The following is a 16,363-nucleotide window of genomic DNA, read 5'->3' as shown; positions in this document are numbered from 1 at the left end:
GAGTAACGTGATCAATGAGGGTCGGTAACTCACGCATATTGGCAAAAGGTAACGCGCCGGCTTCGGCCAATATTCGATGTCGAGACAACGGACCAAAACCCAGGACTTTTATAGTGGCTGCCACGGCGGCTTGAATCCCTGTGACACTGTCTTCAATCACCAGCGCATCACAGGGTTCGACGTTGTAAGTTTCACACGCCGTTAAAAACACCAGCGGATCAGGCTTCCAACGCCCCAATTCATAACAACTGAATATTCGCCCTTCGAAATAAGGCAACAACCCCACAAGGCGTAAACACTGTTCGATCTTATTGCGCGGCGCACTCGAGGCTACGCAATAGGGAATTCCCAGCACTTCCAATACGTCAAGTACCCCATCAGTCGCTTTCACATTAAGCGTCAATGCTTCCAGCGCTCGAACTCGGAAGTCCTCTTCAAACTGAGGAGTCAAACAAATACCCATTAACTGTTCTGCTTCGCGCAGACAATCGGCAATCTTTCTTCCACGAAAGTGCTCAATGAAATACGCACTATCCAGTGTCTTGCCGTCCTGTACGTGTGCATTAAGCATGCCGATCAATACAGACAGGGTGATCTCTTCGCTTTGGACGAGTACACCGTCGCAATCGAAAATAACTAACTTAGGCAACGTCGTAGCTCCCTGCTCTGGTAGTTCCCCTATAGCTGCCGATGAACACATAGGCATCTCTTATAGGTGACTCCGCATGACTTCCGAACTACCAGCGGAGCGGGTTGAGGTGTGCTTATAAGACACGGGGCAAAAAACCCTGTCAAACGCTTTTTAGCGGTTTTTTAGTATCTTATGGTTATTTTTTATTCTTCTGTTATTCCATTTTCCACCATGGTTGTAGTCGCTAATTTCACACGGCTGAACTTCCGTTATGCGCCGTCAGTCAGCTACTTGAACTCACGAATTCAAGGTCGGGTGGGCAATGCATATCTCGTTGGAGCAACAAGTGGCGCTGGTAACGGGCGCCAGTTCCGGTATCGGCGCCGGTGCGGCCAGGGCCCTGGCGCAAGCCGGCGCTGCGGTGGTGCTCAATTACAACAGCCAGGCCGCGCCCGCCGAGGCGTTGGCAGAGCAGATCAACGCCGAGGGCGGCCGGGCGATTGCCATCGGTGCCGACGTGTCGAAAGAAGCCGATGTGGAACGCCTGTTCGCAAAGACCCTCGACGCGTTCGGCCATCTGGACATCCTGGTGGCCAACTCCGGCATGCAGAAGGACGCCGCCGTGGTCGACATGACCCTCGACGACTGGAACGCCGTGATCGGCGTCAACCTCACCGGCCAGTTCCTCTGTGCCCGGGCGGCGGTACGCCTCTTCAAGCGCCAGGGCATCCGTGAAGGCGTATCCCGCGCCGCCGGCAAAATCATCCACATGAGCTCGGTGCACCAGTTGATCCCCTGGGCCGGGCATGTGAATTACGCGGCGTCCAAGGGCGGCGTTGAGATGCTGATGCGCACCCTCGCCCAGGAGGTCAGTGAACAGCGCATCCGTATCAACGGCATTGCGCCGGGGGCGATTCGTACGGCGATCAACCGTGCCGCCACCGAAGGCGCGGCGGAACAGGAGCTGCTCAAGTTGATCCCCTATGGCCGGGTCGGCGATGTGGAGGACGTGGCCAACGCCGTGGTATGGCTGGCCAGTGACGCCTCGGATTACGTGGTCGGCAGCACCCTCTTCATTGATGGCGGCATGAGCCTTTACCCGGAGTTTCGTGACAATGGTTGATTTGAAAAACGAACCACAAAGCGCCATCGATGCCCACGGCATCATCGGCGATATGCGCAGCGCGGCGCTGGTGAACGATAAAGGCAGCATCGATTTCTTCTGCTGGCCGGAGTTCGACAGCCCGTCGATCTTCTGCTCACTGCTGGACACCCCCGATGCCGGCACGTTCCAACTCACCCCGGACCTGCCCAACGCCCGCCGCGAACAGATCTACCTGCCCGACACCAATGTGCTGCAAACCCGTTGGCTCAGCGATGAAGCCGTGGTGGAAATCACCGACCTGCTGGTCATCAGCGAAGAAATCGACGACTTGCCCCTGCTGATTCGCCGCGTACGCGTGGTCAGCGGCACGGCCACCCTCCATCTGCGCTGCGCCGTGCGCCATGACTACGCGCGCGCCACCACCGAGGCGAGCCTGGATAACGCCAGCATCTGTTTCAACGCCGATGGCCAGCCGGGCATGCGCCTGTGCGGCAGCCATCCGTTGCAGATCGAAGATAACGCCGCCGTGGCCCGCTTCACCCTGGATCAGGAAGAAGGCGCCGAGTTCGTACTCGGCGGCCAGGACGATGAGCGTGTGGCGAGTGTCTGCACCGACCTGGCCCTGGCCCACACCTTGAAGTTCTGGCGCGGCTGGATCGCGCAGTCGAACTACCGCGGGCGCTGGCGCGAAATGGTCAACCGCTCGGCCCTGGCCCTCAAGCTGCTGACCTCGCGCAAACACGGCGCAATCATCGCCGCCGCCACCTTCGGCTTGCCGGAAACGCCTGCGGGCGAACGCAACTGGGACTACCGCTACACCTGGATCCGCGACGCCTCGTTTACCGTCTACGCCTTTATGCGCCTGGGCTTTGTCGACGAGGCCAACGCCTATATGCGCTGGCTCAAGGGCCGGGTCAGCGACTGCTGTGGCCAGCCGACCAAGATCAATATCCTGTACGGCATCGACGGCCGCCAGGAGCTGCCCGAAACCACGCTGGAGCACCTCAGCGGCCACGGCGGCGCCAAGCCGGTGCGCATCGGCAATGGCGCGGTCGACCAGGTCCAGCTGGATATTTATGGCGAGTTGATGGACGCGGTGTACTTGGTCAACAAGTACGGCGAAGCCATCTCCCACGAGGGCTGGAAACACACGGTGGAAGTCGCTGACCAGGTGTGTGAAATCTGGAACCGCAAAGACGTGGGCATCTGGGAAATGCGCGGCGAGCAGCATCACTTCCTGCATTCGCGGCTGATGTGCTGGGTGGCCCTGGACCGTGCGATCCGCCTGGCCTCCAAGCGCTCGTTGCCGGCGCCGTTTGCACGTTGGGACCAGACCCGCCAGGCGATCTATGCCGATATCTGGAGCAACTTCTGGAACGAAGAACGCGGGCATTTTGTGCAGCACATCGGCAGCACCGCACTGGACGGTTCGATGCTGCTGATGCCGCTGGTGCGTTTTGTCGCCGCCACCGACCCGCGCTGGCTGAGCACGTTGCAGGCGATCCAGAAAAGCCTGGTGCGCGACGGGATGGTCTACCGCTACCGCAACGACGACAACGCGATCGACGGCTTGCAAGGCACCGAAGGCGCATTCGCCGCCTGCTCGTTCTGGTACGTCGAATGCCTGGCCCGCGCCGGGCAAGTGGAGAAGGCCCACCTGGAATTCGAACAACTGCTGCGCTACGCCAACCCGCTGGGCCTGTATGCCGAAGAGTTCGACAGCCAGGCCCGCCACCTGGGCAATACGCCCCAGGCGTTGAGCCATCTGGCGTTGATCAGCGCGGCGACGTTCCTGGACCGCAAGCTCAGTGGCGAGAAGACGACCTGGCAGCCCTGAGGCGCCCTGCCTTTACAGGCAGGGCATCCCGTCATGTCTTTCGACTAGAGTTTCAACACCTGACAGGAGTCCACCATGACCATCACCGCCCCACTCCTCTACGTGCGCACCTCCATGCTCGATGTGGCGTATGAAACCCACGGTCCCATTGACGGCGAGCCTGTGATCCTGCTGCATGGTTTCCCTTATGACCCTCGCGGCTATGACGAGATTGCGCCGGTGCTGGCCGAACGCGGCTACCGGGTGCTGGTGCCGTACCTGCGCGGTTATGGCCCTACGCGGTTTATCAACGCGCAGGTGATGCGCTCCGGCCAACAGGCGGCGCTGGGCAAGGATCTGCTGGATTTCATGGATGCGCTGTCGATCCCGCGCGCCACCCTGGCTGGGTATGACTGGGGCGGGCGTGCCGCGTGTATCGTCGCGGCCCTGTGGCCGGAACGGGTACGCGGGCTGGTAACGGGCGATGGCTATAACATCCAGGACATTGCCAGGTCGCGCCAGCCACGGGCGCCGGTGACGGAACATCGGTTGTGGTACCAGTTCTACTTTCACACCCAGCGCGGTGTGGACGGGCTGACGGCCAATCGCCGCGAACTCTGTGAGTTGCTGTGGTCGCTGTGGTCGCCGTCCTGGGCCGACGGGCCAGGGCTGTATGGGCAGACGGCGCCGTCATTCGATAACCCGGACTTTGTCGAGGTGGTGATTCATTCCTATCGCCATCGTTTCATGTATGCGCCTGGCGATCCGGCGCTGGAAGCCATCGAGCAGGCCCTGGCGCGGCAACCGGCGATTGCGGTGCCGAGTATTTCTCTGTGCGGCGCCGATGACGGCGTGGGCCCGCCGTCGCAAGAGGATGACGACGTGGAGCATTTCAGCGCTTTTTACCGGCGGGAGGTGTTGCCCGGTGTGGGCCACAATATTCCCCAGGAAGCACCGCGGGCCACCCTCGACGCCCTGTTTGAATTGCTCGCCTAGGCCACCGGCGAGAACCGCTCGCGGTAGGCCTGGGGCGTCACCGACAAGGCCCGCATAAAGCTGCGGCGCAAGGTTTCTTCGCAGCCGAAACCACACTGCACGGCGATGCGCTTGATCGACGCCGTGCTGTCCGCCAGTTGCCGACGGGCGCTTTCGACGCGGATCAGTTCGACGGCGCGCGCGGGCGTCTGGCCGGTTTCAGCGCGGTAGTGGCGCACGAAGCTGCGCTCGCTCATGCCGGCCTGGGCGGCCAGGGTCGGGATACTCAGGTCGAGGGTCAGATGTTCGGCTATCCAGGCATGCAGTTCGGTGAAACGGCTGCCGCCCTTTTGCAGGGACAGGGTCACGCTGAATTGCGACTGGCCGCCGGGGCGCTTCAGGAACACCACCAGGTGCCGCGCCACTTCCAGGGCCACGGCGCGGCCCAGGTCTTCTTCCACCAGAGCCAGGCACAGGTCGATACCGGCGGTCACACCGGCGGAGGTCCACACCGCGCCCTGCTGGATAAAGATCGGGTTGGGCTCCACGGTCAGCGCCGGAAACTTGCGCGCCAGTTCTTCGCAACGGGTCCAGTGGGTGGCGACGCGACAACCATCGAGCAAGCCACTGGCCGCCAGCAAAAATGCACCGGTACACACCGACGCCATGCGCCGAGTGTGCCGGGCTTTTTCGCGCACCCAATCCACCAGCGCAGGCTTTTCAGCGGCGCCGTACACGCCCCAGCCACCCGCGATCACCAGGGTGTCGCAGGGCTGGTCGACCGCAGGCAACGGCTCGGCCACCAGCGCCAGGCCGGCGGAGGTCATCACCGGTCCGGCCTGGTCGGCGATCACCGTGACCGCATAAGGCAACGGCACGCCACGCTGGCGCGCCAGGTCATTGGCCGATGCAAACACCTGCAGCGGCCCGGTGACGTCGAGCACCTGGGCATTCTCGAAAGCGAGTACGTGAACAATTCTGGGCATGGTTGGCGTGATTCGTGGGTTCAATGGCGTATTCGCCAAAGCCTAGGCCGCTAGAGTGAGGTCGTCTACCCCTTTCTCGGAGCTTCATTCATGACCTTGCAGATCGGCTTTCTGTTGTTCCCCGGCATTCAGCAACTGGACCTGACCGGCCCCTACGACGTATTGGGTTCGCTGCCGGACGTGAAACTGCACCTGATATGGAAGGATCTGGCGCCGGTCACCTCGAGCACGGGCCTGGTGTTCACGCCGACCATGACCTATGCCGACTGCCCGACGCTGGATGTGATCTGCGTGCCCGGTGGTTCCGGCGTGGGCCCACTGATGGAAGACCCGCAGACCCTGGACTTCCTCAAGGCCCAGGCGCAGACCGCGCGCTACGTGACCTCGGTGTGCACCGGCTCGCTGGTGCTCGGCGCGGCGGGGTTGCTGCGCGGGCGCAAGGCGACGACGCACTGGGCCTACCACGACATGCTCGCCCCCCTCGGCGCCATCCCGGTACAGGAGCGCGTGGTGCGTGACGGCAACCTGTTCACCGGGGGTGGCATTACCGCCGGTATCGACTTTGCCCTGGTGCTGGCGGCGGAGTTGTACAGCGAAGCGGCGGCGCAACTGGTGCAGTTGCAGATTGAATATGCGCCGGCGCCGCCGTTCGATTCGGGTCGCCCGGACACAGCGCCTGCGCATGTGCTGGAGGAAGCCAAAAAGCGCACGAGCGAGTCGCGCAAAACGCGGGGGGAGATAGTGGCGCGCGCGGCGGTACGATTGGGCTGAGCCTGTACCTGTGGTGAGCGAGCTTGCTCGCGCTGGGGCGCGAAGCGGCCCCAAGCTTTGGAGGGGCTGCTGCGCAGCCCAGCGCGAGCAAGCTCGCTCACCACAACAAGCTCGTTCACCACAACAAGCTCGTTTGGCCACAGACCGCTTGCTCGCCGCACAATCCCTTCACCTCATGGGGTCAGGCTGGGCGCGACATCACCGCCAGGCGCACCGCCAACACGCTCAGCACCGTCGCCAAGCCCCATTTCTGTAGCCAGGCGGCTCTTGGGCGCCTGGCGAAGAAGCGGCTCAGCACCCCGCCGAATATGCCCAGCAGCAGGTGAAACACCCCAGCGATCAAAGTCAGCACGCCCCCCAACAGCATCAACTGCACGGCGATGGAGCCGGCCGGCGGCCGTACGAACTGCGGCAAAAACACCACAAAAAACAGCAACGCCTTGGGGTTGAGCAGGCTGTTGAGCATCGCCTGTAGAAACACCCGGCCAAGGGGCACACGGTGCAGGTGGGCAGTATCTGGCCCAGGTTTTTTCTGCAGCGTCTTGAACACCAGCCACAGCAGGTAGACCACACCCGCACAGCGGATCACGTCAAAGGATGGCGGCCAACTGGCGACCAACGCCGTTACCCCGCTGGCGGTCAATGCGCTCAGCAGTATGTCGGCGACACCGATGCCCAGGGCCGAGGCCACTCCCCCGCGCCAGCCGTGGGTGACGCCATGGCTGATCACAAAGGCCATGTTCGGCCCCGGGGATAACAGCAACAACAGCACAGCACCTGAAAAAACTGCCAGGGTCGCAAAGTCGATCATGCTCAAGCCGTCCACCGGGAAAAGCCTGCAGATTAGTGCGTGGGCCTGGGGCGAACAAAAAATTGTGCTGGATACATTGTTCATCGGCAATTGCGAATGGCCACGACCAGCGTCTAGAATGCGAAACATTATCAATTAAGACTGCTGCGCCAGGATGCCCATGTCGAGCGATCACCCACTGGACCATGCCGCTATCGGCCAGCTTTACCACACCCATCACTCCTGGCTGCGCGGCTGGTTGAGCCGGCGCACCGGTTGCCGTGAACGTGCCGCCGACCTGGCGCAGGAAACCTTTGTGCGCCTGCTCAACGCACGCAAACAGCAGGCCGTACTGCAGCCGCGCGCGTACCTGAGCAGCATCGCCCGCAGCTTGATGATCGACCAGTACCGGCGCCGCGAACTGGAGCGCGCCTACCTCGAAAGCCTTGCGCATTTCCCCCAGGCCGACGTGCCGTCGGAAGAAACCCGCCTGCTGATTCTCGACAGTCTGGAACGCATCGACCGCCTGCTCGACCAGCTCAAGCCGCGGGTGCGTGAAGCATTCCTGTTGGCGCAACTGGACGGCCTGACCTGTGCGCAGATCGCCCTGCGCCTCGGGGTGTCCAAGGCTACGGTGGAGCGTGACCTGTCCAAGGCGCTGCACGCCTGCTATCGGTTGCGCTATGCCGACCTCTGACCCGCGCCTGGTCGACCAGGCCATCCAGTGGATGATCAAGCTGCGCTTCAACGTCGCCGACGACGCGAGCACCGCTGCGTTCGAGCGCTGGCTGCACACCAGCGCCGAACACCAGCAGGTCTGGCAACGGGTGGCGACGATGAATGATGAGTTCAGCCACCTGCCCGCGCAGGTCGGCCGCCACGCCCTGCACGGGGCGCGTCGACGTATCAGCCGCCGTGAAGGGTTGAAGCTGCTCGGCCTGGTGGCCGGTACGGCCGGCCTGACCTGGTTCGGCCGCGACTACACCCCGCTGCCCGCCTTGATGGCCGACTACCGCACTGCCACTGGCGAACGGCGTTGGGTGGCGTTGAACGACGGCAGCCGCATCCAACTGAACAGCGCCAGCGCATTCGACGCGGTATTGACTCAGGAGCGGCGCCTGGTGCAGTTGCGCCAGGGTGAAATACTGGTCAATACCGGTGCCGACACGCGGCCCTTCTGGGTACAGACCCGTGACGGTTACCTGCGCGCCCTCGGCACGCGCTTCCTGGTGCGCGAAGACGCCCAAGGCACCATGCTCGCCGTGCAGCAGGGCACGGTGGCGGTGTTTGCCGACAACCACGCCGCCGGCGCGCGCCAAGTGATCAACCCCGGCGAACAGGTGCTGTTCGACCGCAGTGGCATTCGTTCTCTGGTCGCCAATGGCCTGGACCCTTGGGCCTGGAGCGAAGGCGTGATCAGCGCCCGGGACATGCGCCTGGATGCTTTCCTCGCCGAACTGGGCCGCTACCGCAACGGCCTGCTGCGCTGCAGCGAAGCGGTGGCCGGGTTGCGGGTGTCGGGCACTTATCAGTTGGACGACACCGATCAAGTGCTGGGCCTGGTAGCGCACTCACTCAAGCTCGATGTCACTTACCGCAGCCGCTACTGGGTGACCGTCACCGCCCGCGTTTAACATTCTCGAAAATAAATGAGGTGAATTCTCATTGCCGCTCGACCTGTAAGGAAAGGCCGATCAACAGGCCGGTTCTGTTCACTTCCTTCAGGAGCATCCCGCGGTCATGCAAGCGTTCCCCTCCCCACGTTCCCCCCTCAAGCACGCGGTGCACGCCGCCTTGCTCGGCGCCTGCCTGAGCTGCGCAGCCGCGCCGCCGTTCGCATGGGCCGAAACGCCGGCCAGCGACACCCAGGCCCGCGACTGGAACATTGCAGCCGGTTCCCTGGCCACGGCACTGGACCAGTTCGCCCGTCAGGCCGGCATCAGCCTGTCGTACGACGCCACCAGCGTCGCCGGCAAGACCAGCCCGGGCCTGAGTGGTCGCCTGGACCGCGAGCAGGCGCTCGACCGGTTGCTGCGTGGCCAGGGCCTGCAAGCCCAGCGCCAGGGCAACAGTACCTGGCTGCTGTTGCCGCAAGTGGCCGACAGCGGCGCGCTGAACCTGGGCGCCACCACAGTCACTGGTGAGCGGTTGGGCGCCACCACCGATGGCACCGGGGCCTACACCACGGGCGCGGTGACGATCGGCAAGGGCGAACACAGCCTGCGGGAAACGCCGCAATCGGTGAGTGTGATGACCCGCCAATTGATGGATGACCAGAACCTCACCACCATCGATGACGTCATGGAACGCACGCCCGGGATCACCACCTACGAATCGCCCATGGGCGGCAAATATTTTTATTCCCGTGGTTTCAAGATGCTCGGCCAGTACCAGTACGATGGCGTGCCCCTGGACATGGGCAAGGACTACGTGCAGGCCGACAGCTTCAGCGCGAACATGGCGATCTACGACCGTGTGGAAGTGCTCAAGGGCGCGGCCGGCATGCTCAAGGGCGCCGGCACCGCCAGCGGCGCGGTGAACTTCGTGCGCAAACGGCCCCAGGCCAGGCCCACCACCAGCCTGTCGCTGTCCGCCGGCACCTGGGACAACTACCGCGCCGACGTCGACACCGGCGGCCCGCTGAATGACAGCGGTACGGTGCGCGGCCGCGCGGCGATCAGCCAACAGAATCGCGGTTCCTACATGGATATTTCCAAGCGCCAGGACCAGGCTTTCTATGGCGCCCTGGATGTCGATCTCAGCGCCGACACCACCCTGGGCTTCGGCGCCAGCCATGAAGACGTCGACGCCACACCGTGCTGGGGCGGCCTGCCGCGCTATGCCGACGGCAAAAGCGCCCACCTCAGCCGCTCCACCTGCCTGGGCCAATCCTGGAACGACTGGCAAAGCCGGCGCACCACCTTCTTCGCCGACCTCACCCACTCCTTCAACGATGACTGGAAACTCAAGGTTGCGGCCGTGCACAGCCGCAACCTGCAAGACACCAAATACGCCGCCAGCGAAGGCACCATTGCCTACAGCAACCCGACGCCTACGGCCAACTCCTATGCGGCGCTGATGGACTACGACCACAAGGACTTCGGCCTCGATGCCTATGTGGACGGCAAGTTCGAAGCCTTCGGGCTGGAACACGAACTGATCCTCGGTGCCAATGGCAGCCGTGGTACCCAGGACGATGTGTACGCGATCCAGAACCTGCCCAGGCGCCAAGGCATCTACCAACCCGACCACCATTTCCCGGAGCCGGCCAACAGCACCTTCTGGCCGAACATGTATCGCGGCGGCACGGTGAAGGAAACCGCCACCCAGTACGGCGCCTACACCACCTTGCGCCTGCGCCTGGCCGAGCCGTTGATGTTTATCGTAGGCAGCCGCGTGAGCTGGTACGAGAACCGTCGCCAGTCCAACAACCTGGCCTGGGGCGAGTGGGCCTTGCAGGATGCCCGCACCCGGGAAACCGGTGAAGTGACGCCGTTTGCCGCACTGATCTACGACCTCAACGAGCACCTGTCGGTGTACGCCAGCTACGCGGATATCTTCCAGCCGCAAAGTTCCTATGCCACGCTCAATGGCGCCGCGCTCAAGCCGAAGATCGGTGACAACTACGAGCTGGGTATCAAGGGCGAATGGTTCGACGGGCGCCTGAACAGCTCCCTGGCGCTGTTCCGCGCCGTCGAGAAAAACGCGGCCGAATCCGATTACATCGCCCAGTGCCCGACCTCCGCCGACGGCTATTGCTACACCGACAGCGGCAAGGTGCGCGCCCAGGGCGTGGAGGCGGAAATCAGCGGTGAAGTCCTCGAGCGCCTGCAGGTATCCGGCGGCTACACCTACACCCAGACCAAGTCCCTGAAGAACATCGATACCGCCCTGGAAGGCGGCACGTCCAACACCTACGTACCTCGACACATGCTGCGCATGTGGGGCGACTACCAGCTCGACGGCGCCCTGTCGAAATGGAGCGTGGGCACCGGCGTCAACGCCCAGAGCAGCAATTACCGCGTGCAGACCATCAAGCTCGAACAGGCCGGTTACGCAACCTGGAGTGCCCGTGTGGCGTACCGTATCGACGACACTTGGACCGTCGCACTCAACGGCAACAATCTGTTCGATAAAAGTTACTACAACACGGTGGGTACAGCCTCCTGGGGTAACTTTTATGGCGAGCCGCGAAATTTTACGGTGAGTTTGAAAGGCAACTTCTGATCTGGCGAAAGTCCCGCAGGCAGGGCACTTCGTGCGCCCTGCCAACCCCTCTTTGCCCCCCCTTCCTACCGCCTTTGAAAAAAGGTTTTTCCTTTATGCAGGAAAAATCCTGCATTTGTTTCTACACTCAAAAACACACCCAATCACCGCGTACCCGGACAAGGAATGTCAATAAAATGCCGAACAAAACACTGATAAACCTGTCTGCCCTGCCACCTCCGCACCATCGTCAATTCATTGACAAGTTGATTAAGGGAACACTCCTGTAGTCACTACCCCCGCAAATTCCCTTCAAATGGATAGCTGCATTTGAATTGATAGTTGCGTATTACCCAGAGTAGCCGTAGTTGGAAGTGCCCTCTAAAGCAGTTCGCTGCTTTATTGAACAAACATCCAAACAATAGCTCTGGCGTGCAATGAGGGATGTTTTATGCGAGAGAAGTCGTCCGTCGACAGCCTGTTTTTAACGCGCGCCGGTTTTGTTGAGTTCTTTGTTGTTTTCGTCAAGTTCATACATGGCCTGAGTGCCATTTTGCCCCCGTTGATCCTGGTGATGTTCATCGACCCGATGGACCCTGAACTGCGCGGGCACTTCCTCGGCCTGCTGGTATTTTTCGCGGTCCTGACGATCATTCTGTTCCAGGCCCTGGGCATCTATTCCGAAGAACTGTTCAGCAACCGACTGCGCCTGAAAACCAAGGTCAAGGCCTGGTCGGCGGCGTTTTGCATCCTGTTGTTCATGTACCAGATCCTGCAGTTTTTCCCGCAATTGACCCCGCGTAACCTGGTGGCCTGGTACTTCGCCAGCCTCGGGTTGTTCTGCCTTGAGCGCCTGCTGATGCTGCGCCTGTACCGCAGCCTGATGCGCAAGGGCAAATACCTGCAACGTACGGTGATCCTGGGCTTTACCGACACCGCCATGCACGTCGCCGACCACCTGCAACGCAACGGTGATATCCGCTCCGGCCTGATCGGCTTTATCGACGATCGCACCGAGCGGATCCCCAAGGAATTGAGCAACCTGCCACTGCTGGGCAACACCCGTGAGCTGGAAAAACTCATCCGCGCCGAGCAGGTCAACCAAGTGATGATCTGCCTGCCATGGGCCGCCGAGCAGCGCATCCATGGGTTGGTCAACCGCCTGCGGCAGATGTCGGTGAACGTGATGCTGGTGCCCGACATGGCCGCGCTGCGCTACGGCCATAGCCGCATCACCGACGTGGGCGGGATCCTGATGTTCAACACCTCGCAATTGCCGTTGCGTGGCTGGTCGCCGGTGATCAAGCGCCTGGAGGATGTGCTGCTGGCCAGCCTGGCCCTGGTGGCGCTGTCCCCTGTGATGGTGGCGACGGCGATTGCGATCAAGCTCGACTCCAAAGGGCCGATCCTGTTTCGCCAGAACCGCTTTGGCTACAACGACAACGAAATCCGCGTGTTCAAGTTCCGCTCGATGTACACCGACCAGAGCGACTTCACCGCCGAACGCCAGACCACCCGCGCAGACCCGCGCATTACCCGGGTGGGGCGCATCATCCGCAAGACCAGCATCGACGAGCTGCCGCAGTTGTTCAACGTGCTGCTGGGCAACATGTCCATGGTCGGCCCGCGCCCCCATGCCACGGCGACCAAGGCCGCCGGCATACCCTTCGAAGTGGCGGTGAGCGAGTACAGCTCGCGCCACCGCGTGAAACCGGGGATCACCGGCTGGGCGCAGATCAACGGTTACCGGGGTGAGACCGACACCCTGTTCAAGATCCAGAAACGTGTCGAGTACGACCTGGAGTACATCTCCAAGTGGTCGGTGTGGTTTGACCTGTACATCGTTTTCATGACGGTCCCGGCCGTCCTTTCCACCAAGGAAGTCTATTGATGAAGACCCTCAACGGATTAATTCCCTGCATCGTTTCCGGTGGTTCGGGCACTCGACTGTGGCCGGTGTCGCGGCAGAACATGCCCAAGCCCTTCATGCGCATGCGCGATGGTCAGAGCCTGCTGCAAAAAACCTTCCTGCGCGCGGCCAAACTGCCCGGCGTGGAAAGCGTGCTCACGGTGACCAACCGCGACCTGTTGTTTCGTACCCTCGATGACTACCGCGGAGTGAACAACGCCCGCCTGCCCCTGGACCTGCTGCTGGAACCTTTCGGGCGCAACACGGCGGCGGCCATCGCCGTGGCGGCCCTGCATGTGCAGGAGCATTTCGGCGGCGACGCACAGTTGCTCGTGATGCCCGCCGACCACCTGATCCTCAATGAAGTGGCGTTCGCCGAGGCCGTGACCCAGGCCCGCGACCTGGCCGAAGCCGGCTACCTGGTGACGTTCGGCATCCAGCCCGACCACCCGGAAACCGGTTTTGGCTATATCGAGCAAGGCGAGGCGCTGAGCCAGGGCTACCGGGTCAAACGCTTCGTCGAGAAACCCGACCTGGCCACCGCCCAGGCCTATCTGGACGGCGGCAAGCACCTGTGGAACGCCGGCATGTTCTGCTTCAAGGCCAGCACCCTGGTGGATGAGCTCGCCACCCATGCACCTGACGTGCTGGAGGCCGCACGCGCCGCGCTGGAGCACAGCCAGAGCCTGCAGAACATAACCTCGCGTCAACGTGAACTGGATGCGGATGCGTTCGGCAGTGCGCCGGATATTTCCATCGACGTGGCCTTGATGGAAAAGTCCCGGCAAGTGGCCGTGGTGCCCTGTGACATTGGCTGGAGCGACATCGGGTCCTGGGAAGCGCTGCGCCAGCTCACCCCCAGCGATGCCCATGGCAACCAGGTCAATGGCGAAGCGATTTTGCATGACGTGCACAACTGCTACATCGACTCGCCCAAGCGCGTGTTGGGCGCCGTTGGGGTGCGCGACCTGATCATCGTCGACACCCCCGACGCGCTGCTGATCGCCGACGCCCACCGCAGCCAGGATGTGCGCTACATCGTCGCCGAGCTCAAGCGCCAGAATCATCCGGCGTACAGCCTGCACCGCACGGTGACCCGGCCGTGGGGCACCTACACCGTGCTGGAGGAAAGCAGTCGCTTCAAGATCAAGCGCATCGTGGTCAAGCCCCTGGCCTCGCTGTCGTTGCAGATGCACCACCACCGCAGCGAACACTGGGTGGTGGTCAGCGGCGCGGCACAGATCACCAATGGCGACCGCGAATTCCTGATCAACGCCAACGAGTCCACCTACATTCCCGCCGGGCACAAACACCGGCTGACCAACCCCGGCATCATCGACCTGGTGATGATCGAAGTGCAGAGCGGCGAGTACCTGGGCGAAGACGACATCGTGCGCTTCGACGACATCTACGGCCGCGCGCCTGCCGAGGCGAAAAAATGACATGCGCACTTCATTGATCATCCCCACCCGTAACGCCTCCAGCCACCTGGCACGCCTGCTGCCCGCGCTGAAGATGCAAACCCTGCAACCTGACGAGATGCTGGTGGTGGACAGCGCCTCCAGCGATGACACCGTGGCGCGCTTTCGAGCGTTCGGCGCGCGGGTCGAGGTGATCGACGCCCGTGACTTCAACCACGGCGGCACCCGCCGCTGGGCCAGCGAACAGGTGGGTGGCGACGCACTGATCGTGATGACCCAGGACGCCATCCCCGCCACCCCCGAGACCTTTGCCAACCTGCTCGATGAATTGCAGCAGGACCCGCTCAACGGCGTCGCCTACGGGCGGCAATTGCCCCATCCCGATGCGGGCGTGCTGGGCGCGCAATCGCGGCACTTCAACTACCCGGAACACAGCCGCAGCAAAAGCCTGGCCGATGCACCGGAGCTTGGGATCAAGACCTGCTTCAGCTCCGACTCGTTTTCGGTATACCGGCGCAGTGTGTTGCAGGCCGTCGGTGGCTTCCCTGCCGACGTGATCGGCAGCGAAGACGCCTTTGTGGCCGCACGCATGCTGCTCGACGGCTACAAGGTGCGCTACGCCGCCACCGCGCTGGTGCATCACTCCCACGATTACAAACTCATGGACGAGTTTCACCGCTACTTCGACATTGGCGTGTTCTACGGCCGCGAGCCGTGGATCAAGCAGGCCTTTGGCGACGCGGGTGGCGAGGGCAAACGCTATGTGCTGGCCGAACTCGCGGCGCTGCGCAAAGCCGGCGCCTTGCACCGCGTGCCCGAGGTGCTGGTGCGCAGCGTGTTCAAACTGCTCGGTTACCGCCTGGGCCATCTTGAACGCCGCCTGCCGCTCGCCCTCAAGCGGCGCATCAGCATGTTTCCCGGTTATTGGAGGTGAGCAGCATGACCCACAGGAAGTCCCCCTTGATGAAGCGAAGCGTGCTCGCCCTGGCCATGCTGACCCTGGCCGCCTGCAACACCCCGGCGCGTATCGAGCCACCGGACAGCAAGACCGTCGAGGACGGCAAGCGCGCCCTCGACCAACTGGCCCAGCTGCCACCGGCGGTGGAACGCATCCGTATCGGCGACCAGTTGCGCATCGTCCGCGATGCCGGCGAGATGCCGACGCTGTCGGCGTTCAACGTCAGCACCATCTACGAGCTGACGCTGTACACGGTGCAGACCGACGGCAAGATCAACTACCCGTTCCTGGGGCCGATCCAGGTTGCCGGGCGCCAGCCATCGGAGCTGGCCACCCAGTTGACCCACGAGCTCGCGGCGACCTACCGCGAACCCCGGGTGACGGTGAACATCAACCAGGCGCCGAGCAACTCGGTGATCGTCGGCGGTGCGGTGAATAACCCCACGGCGGTGCAGATCGCCACGGCCAACACCCTGGAGCAGGCGATTGTCGGCGCCGGCGGGGTCAGCCCGGCGGGCAACGCGAGCATGGTCGCGCTGCTGCGCGAAGATGCCCAGGGCGCCTATCGTGCTTACTTCCTGGACTTCAGCCAGCTCCTCAAGACCGGCGCCAACGGACGCAAGCCGGTGCGCCTGCAACGCGGCGATGTGGTGTTCGTGCCCAAGTCCAACGTCGGCGAGCGCATCCAGGGCGTGGATACCTACATGAACCAACTGATTCCGTTCACCAAGTCCATTGGGGTCGGCTACAACTACACGCGAACCAGCGGCGGCAGCAATTAAAGGAGCGACATCC

Annotated in this window: 13 protein-coding genes and 1 pseudogene; 11 read left to right on the top strand and 3 right to left on the bottom strand. The window is 62.6% G+C overall.

Going from position 1 to position 16,363, the window contains the following annotated elements:
- Window positions 1-109 precede the first annotated feature (109 nt).
- Window positions 110-700: pseudogene (locus tag BFQ01_RS33435) on the bottom strand (HAD family hydrolase); the annotation flags it as partial.
- A gap of 253 nt (window positions 701-953) precedes the next feature.
- Between BFQ01_RS33435 and BFQ01_RS22270 the strand changes: the two are divergent.
- The 3 genes from BFQ01_RS22270 to BFQ01_RS22260 all read left to right on the top strand — a co-directional run bounded on the left by BFQ01_RS22270 (window position 954) and on the right by BFQ01_RS22260 (window position 4,548).
- Window positions 954-1,754, top strand: a complete 801-nt coding sequence (locus BFQ01_RS22270) for a glucose 1-dehydrogenase (protein WP_065926912.1) — start codon at window positions 954-956, stop codon at window positions 1,752-1,754.
- A complete protein-coding gene (locus tag BFQ01_RS22265) occupies window positions 1,747-3,573 on the top strand; it encodes a glycoside hydrolase family 15 protein (RefSeq protein ID WP_065926911.1) in 1,827 nt (608 codons plus the stop codon). Before BFQ01_RS22270 ends, BFQ01_RS22265 begins: the two co-directional genes overlap by 8 nt.
- A gap of 75 nt (window positions 3,574-3,648) precedes the next feature.
- Window positions 3,649-4,548, top strand: coding sequence for an alpha/beta fold hydrolase (locus BFQ01_RS22260; RefSeq protein WP_065926910.1), 900 nt, complete (start codon window positions 3,649-3,651; stop codon window positions 4,546-4,548).
- On the opposite strand, the gene BFQ01_RS22255 is transcribed toward BFQ01_RS22260, so the two are convergent.
- A complete protein-coding gene (locus BFQ01_RS22255; protein ID WP_065926909.1) occupies window positions 4,545-5,513 on the bottom strand; it encodes a GlxA family transcriptional regulator in 969 nt (322 codons plus the stop codon). The two genes, BFQ01_RS22260 and BFQ01_RS22255, sit on opposite strands and share 4 nt — an antisense overlap.
- A gap of 90 nt (window positions 5,514-5,603) precedes the next feature.
- Between BFQ01_RS22255 and inhA the strand changes: the two genes are divergently transcribed.
- Window positions 5,604-6,284, top strand: a complete 681-nt coding sequence (gene inhA, locus BFQ01_RS22250; RefSeq protein WP_065926908.1) for an isonitrile hydratase — start codon at window positions 5,604-5,606, stop codon at window positions 6,282-6,284.
- Between the two features lie 181 nt (window positions 6,285-6,465).
- Here inhA and BFQ01_RS22245 read toward each other — a convergent pair whose 3' ends face one another.
- Window positions 6,466-7,095, bottom strand: a complete 630-nt coding sequence (locus BFQ01_RS22245; protein ID WP_065926961.1) for a LysE family translocator — start codon at window positions 7,093-7,095, stop codon at window positions 6,466-6,468.
- A gap of 160 nt (window positions 7,096-7,255) precedes the next feature.
- Here BFQ01_RS22245 and BFQ01_RS22240 point away from each other — a divergent pair, with 160 nt between their 5' ends.
- The 7 genes from BFQ01_RS22240 (at window position 7,256) to BFQ01_RS22210 (ending at window position 16,350) form a co-directional block, all read left to right on the top strand.
- The gene (locus tag BFQ01_RS22240) at window positions 7,256-7,771 is read left to right on the top strand and encodes a sigma-70 family RNA polymerase sigma factor (RefSeq protein WP_053132260.1); all 516 of its coding nucleotides are present in this window, start codon (window positions 7,256-7,258) and stop codon (window positions 7,769-7,771) included.
- Window positions 7,758-8,708 (top strand): FecR domain-containing protein, encoded by a 951-nt coding sequence (locus BFQ01_RS22235; protein ID WP_065926907.1) that lies wholly within the window; start codon window positions 7,758-7,760, stop codon window positions 8,706-8,708. Before BFQ01_RS22240 ends, BFQ01_RS22235 begins: the two co-directional genes overlap by 14 nt.
- Before the next feature lie 106 nt (window positions 8,709-8,814).
- A complete protein-coding gene (locus tag BFQ01_RS22230; RefSeq protein ID WP_065926906.1) occupies window positions 8,815-11,301 on the top strand; it encodes a TonB-dependent siderophore receptor in 2,487 nt (828 codons plus the stop codon).
- Window positions 11,302-11,731: 430 nt separating this feature from the next.
- Window positions 11,732-13,171: an undecaprenyl-phosphate glucose phosphotransferase gene (locus tag BFQ01_RS22225; protein WP_065926905.1), complete on the top strand. Its 1,440-nt coding sequence runs from the start codon at window positions 11,732-11,734 to the stop codon at window positions 13,169-13,171.
- A complete protein-coding gene (locus BFQ01_RS22220) occupies window positions 13,171-14,631 on the top strand; it encodes a mannose-1-phosphate guanylyltransferase/mannose-6-phosphate isomerase (protein ID WP_065926904.1) in 1,461 nt (486 codons plus the stop codon). Before BFQ01_RS22225 ends, BFQ01_RS22220 begins: the two co-directional genes overlap by 1 nt.
- A gap of 1 nt (window position 14,632) precedes the next feature.
- Window positions 14,633-15,544, top strand: a complete 912-nt coding sequence (locus BFQ01_RS22215; RefSeq protein WP_065926903.1) for a glycosyltransferase family 2 protein — start codon at window positions 14,633-14,635, stop codon at window positions 15,542-15,544.
- A 29-nt stretch (window positions 15,545-15,573) separates the two neighbouring features.
- On the top strand, window positions 15,574-16,350 hold the full coding sequence (locus tag BFQ01_RS22210) for a polysaccharide biosynthesis/export family protein (RefSeq protein WP_065926902.1): 777 nt from the start codon (window positions 15,574-15,576) through the stop codon (window positions 16,348-16,350).
- The last annotated feature ends 13 nt before the right edge of the window (window positions 16,351-16,363 follow it).

Source organism: Pseudomonas sp. 8 R 14, from assembly GCF_900005955.1.
Taxonomy (GTDB): domain Bacteria; phylum Pseudomonadota; class Gammaproteobacteria; order Pseudomonadales; family Pseudomonadaceae; genus Aquipseudomonas; species Aquipseudomonas marginalis.
This window is presented reverse-complemented; position numbering and strand designations above follow the sequence as displayed.